General features: G+C 65.3%; 3 protein-coding genes. All 3 read left to right on the top strand.

The genetic code is table 11. From position 1 onward, the window contains the following. Positions 1-568 (top strand): efflux RND transporter periplasmic adaptor subunit (locus EN925_RS26125; RefSeq protein WP_128337032.1); only part of this gene is annotated, 568 nt, incomplete at its 5' end. Further along, positions 565-1,644 (top strand): efflux RND transporter periplasmic adaptor subunit, encoded by a 1,080-nt coding sequence (locus EN925_RS26120; protein ID WP_024503446.1) that lies wholly within the window; start codon positions 565-567, stop codon positions 1,642-1,644. The genes EN925_RS26125 and EN925_RS26120, both read left to right, overlap by 4 nt. After that, positions 1,641-4,014: efflux RND transporter permease subunit (locus EN925_RS26115; protein ID WP_164894393.1), on the top strand; the 2,374-nt coding region annotated here is incomplete at its 3' end. The genes EN925_RS26120 and EN925_RS26115, both read left to right, overlap by 4 nt.

Raw genomic sequence — 4,014 nt, 5'->3', positions numbered from 1 at the left:
GGCCGGTGCCGCCGGCGTGATCACCGCCCGCCAAGTCGAAACCGGCCAAGTGGTGCAAGCCGCGCAAACCGTCTTCACCGTCGCCGAGGACGGCGACCGCGACGCGGTGTTCAACGTGCAGGAGACGCTGATCGCCAAGACACCGGCATCGCCTGCGGTGACGATCACGCTGTTGTCCGATCCGCAGGTCAGGGCAACGGGCAAGGTCCGCGAAATCTCGCCTGCGGTCGACCCGGCTTCGGGCTCGATCCGGGTCAAGGTCGCCATTCCCGACACGCCCGCCGGCATGCCGCTGGGAGCAGCCGTCATCGGCTCGGTAAGCGCCAAGCCGGCGAAGGCGATCCTGCTGCCTTGGCAGGCGCTGACGTCCAGCGGCGGCAAGCCGGCGGTCTGGATCGTCGATCCCTCGACCAAGGCGGTGACGATGGCGCCGGTCGAAGTGCTGGCGTTCAATTCGGGCACGGTCGTGATCGCCAGGGGGCTGGACGAAGGCCAGAGCGTCGTCACCGCTGGAGGACAGCTGCTCAGCCCTGGACAGACGATCGAGATATCGGGAGCGGGCCAATGAGCCGGACGCCGCGCATCCTGCTCGGCGTGCTCATGCTCGGCGCGCTGGCATCCTGCTCCAGGTCGGAGGAAAAGCCGCCCGAGATCATCCGGCCGGTGCTGTCGATGGTGATCGAGCCGCGCACCACGCAAGTCTTCGGTTTTGCCGGATCCGTCGAACCGCAGGTCAGCGCCGACCTGGCCTTCCGCCTGCTTGGCCGGGTCGTCTCGCGCGACGTCCAGGTCGGCGACATCGTCAGCAAGGGCACGACGATAGCGGCACTCGATCCGACCGCGCTGGAGTTGTCGCTCCAGGCGGCCAAGGCGGAACTGTCCAATGCCGAGGCGCAGTTCGCCAACGCCGCCGCCAGCGAGGAACGGCAGCGCCAGTTACTCGCCTCAGCCAACGCCACGCAAGCTGTCTTCGACGCCGCGCAGCAGGCGCGCAAAGCTGCGGAGGCAGGTGTCGAGCGGGCTAAGGCCTCGCTTGCCAAATCGCAGGAACAGCTCGGCTATGCCAGGCTGTTCTCTGATTTCGACGGTGTCGTCACCGCTGTCGGCGCCGAAGTTGGCCAGACGGTCTCGCCCGGCCAGACCGTCGTCACCGTGGCGCGCTCGGACCTGCGCGAGGCGGTGGTCGACATTCCCGACCAATTGACCGGTGATCTCGCGGCCGGCACGCCCTTCCAGGTCATCCTGCAGTCGCTGCCGACGATCCAGACCGGGGCTAAGCTGCGCGAGATCGCACCGCAATCCGAGGGCTCGACCCGCACCCGGCGCGTCAGGCTGACGCTCACGGATCCGCCACAGGCCTTCCGGCTCGGCTCGACGGTGACGGCGACCCGCGTGACCAAGGTGGCACCGACGATCGAACTGCCCATGTCGGCGCTGTTCGAAAAGAACGGTTCCGCGAAAGTGTGGATCGTCGACCCGCAGACATCGAGCGTGAACGCACGCGACATAAAGGTCGCGTCGAAGAATGGCGGCACCTTCACGGTGACCGAGGGGCTGGAGGCCGGCATGCGTGTTGTCACGGCGGGCGTCCACAGCCTGAGCGAAGGCCAGAAGGTGACAGTGCCCGAGGGAGGGGCCTCATGAAAGGCTTCAATCTCTCCGACTGGGCGCTCAACCACCGCTCCATGGTCTGGTATTTCATGCTGGTCTTCGTCGTGGCTGGCGTGTTCTCCTACCTCAATCTCGGCCGTGAAGAAGATCCCAACTTCACCATCAAGACGATGATCATCCAGGCCAACTGGCCGGGCGCCTCGGTCAAGGAAACCGTGCAGCAGGTGACCGACCGGATCGAGAAGAAACTCGAGGAACTCGATAGCCTCGACTACACCAAGTCCGTCACCACGGCCGGCCAGACCGTCATCTTCGTCAACCTGAAGGACACCACCAAGGCACGCGATGTCGTGCCGAACTGGATTCAGGTGCGCAACATGGTCAATGACATCGGGGCACAGTTTCCGCAGGGTGTGCAGGGCCCGTTCTTCAACGACCGCTTCGGCGACGTCTATGGCAACATCTACGCCTTCACATCGGACGGGCTGACGCCGCGCCAGTTGCGCGACTATGTCGAGGATGCCAGAACAAAGATCCTGACCGTGCCCAACGCCGGCAAGGTCGACCTGGTCGGCGCCCAGGACGAAGCGATCTATCTCGAATTCTCAACCCGCCAGATCGCCGCCCTCGGCCTCAACCAGCAAGCGATCGTCGCCAGCCTGCAGGCGCAGAACGCGATCACGCCGTCCGGCGTCATCCAGTCCGGGCCGGAGCGCATCAGCGTGCGTGTCGGCGGGCAGTTCACCTCCGAGGAAAGCCTGCGCGCCATCAATCTGCGCGTCAACGACCGCTTCTTCCGCCTGAGCGACGTAGCGACGATCACACGCGGCTATGTCGATCCGCCGACGGCACTGTTCCGTTTCAACGGCCAGGACGCGATCGGGCTCGCCATCGGCATGAAACCCAACGCCAACCTGCTCGAATTCGGCGAGGCCCTGCACAAGGAGATGGACAAGGTGCTGGCCGACCTGCCGGTCGGTGTCGGCGTGCATCTGGTCGCCGACCAGCCGGTCATCGTCGAGGAGGCCGTCTCGGGCTTTACGCGTGCGCTGTTCGAGGCGGTCGCCATCGTGCTCGCCGTGTCGTTCATCAGTCTCGGCATGCGCGCCGGCTTCGTCGTGGCGCTGTCGATCCCGCTGGTGCTGGCCATCACCTTCACGGTCATGGCCTATCTCGGCATTTCGCTGCAGCGTATTTCCCTGGGTGCGCTGATCATCGCGCTCGGCCTTCTGGTCGACGACGCGATGATCGCGGTCGAGATGATGGTGGCGCGGCTTGAGGTCGGCGACAATCTGCGCAAGGCGGCGACCTATGTCTACACATCGACCGCCTTTCCGATGCTGACCGGTACGCTGGTGACGGTCGCCGGCTTCATCCCGATCGGCCTCAACAACAGCGCCGCCGGCGAATATACCTTCACCCTGTTCGTGGTCATCGCCGTTTCGCTGCTGGTGTCATGGATCGTGGCGGTGCTGTTTGCGCCACTGCTCGGCGTCACCATCCTGCCGGCGACGATGAAAACCAAGCATCACGACCAGCCGGGCCGCTTCACCTCACTGTTCCGGCGCGTGCTTGTCGGCTCGGTGCGCCATCACTGGCTGACCATCATCGCCACCGTGTTGTTGTTTGCCGGCTCGATCGCCGGCTTCGGCCTGGTGCAGCAGCAGTTCTTCCCGCCATCGGACCGGCCGGAGTTGATCGTCGACTGGAACCTGCCGCAGAATTCTTCGATCGCCGACACGCGCGACCAGATGGAGCGGTTCGAGCAGCGGGCACTGGTCGGCAATCCCGACATCGACCATTTCTCGTCCTATATCGGCCAGGGCGCGGTGCGTTTCGTGCTCGCCTATGACGTGCAGCCGGCCAACCCCTATTTCGGCCAGACTGTCATCGTCACCAAGAGCATCGAGGCTCGCAACCGGGTCAAGCCGGCGCTGGAAAAGCTGCTGCGCGAGGAGTTCGTCGGCACCGACGCCTTCGTCAAGCCGCTCGAACTCGGACCGCCGGTCGGCCGCCCCGTGCAATACCGCGTCGGCGGTCCCGACATCCAGACGGTGCGCGAGCTGGCGCAGCAATTCGCCGGTGTCATCTCCGCCAATCCAAAGCTCGCCGCGCCGACCTTCGACTGGAACGAGCCGCAGCGGGTGCTGAGGGTCGACGTGCTGCAGGACAAGGCACGCCAGCTCGGCATCACCTCCTCCGACATCGCCAGCGCGCTGAACAGTACGGTCGGCGGCGCCACCATCACGCAGGTGCGCGACGCCACCTACCTGATCAATGTCGTGGCCCGCTCCCGCGGCGCCGAACGCGGCTCGATCGAGACGTTGCAGAACATGCACTTGCCGACCAGCACCTGCGACGCGATCCCGCTCGCGGCCGTCGCCAACTTCCGCTACGATCTGG

It is taken from the genome of Mesorhizobium sp. M7A.F.Ca.US.006.04.2.1 (assembly GCF_004022915.1).
In the GTDB taxonomy this organism is placed as follows: Bacteria; Pseudomonadota; Alphaproteobacteria; order Rhizobiales; family Rhizobiaceae; genus Mesorhizobium; species Mesorhizobium ciceri.
Note: the sequence above shows the minus strand (reverse complement) of the source record. Positions and strands in the feature narration are given on the sequence as shown.

Coding starts and splice junctions, on each gene's coding strand:
- EN925_RS26120 (WP_024503446.1), top strand. CDS start 565: ATGAGCCGGACGCCGCGCATCCTGCTCGGCGTGCTCATGCTCGGCGCG.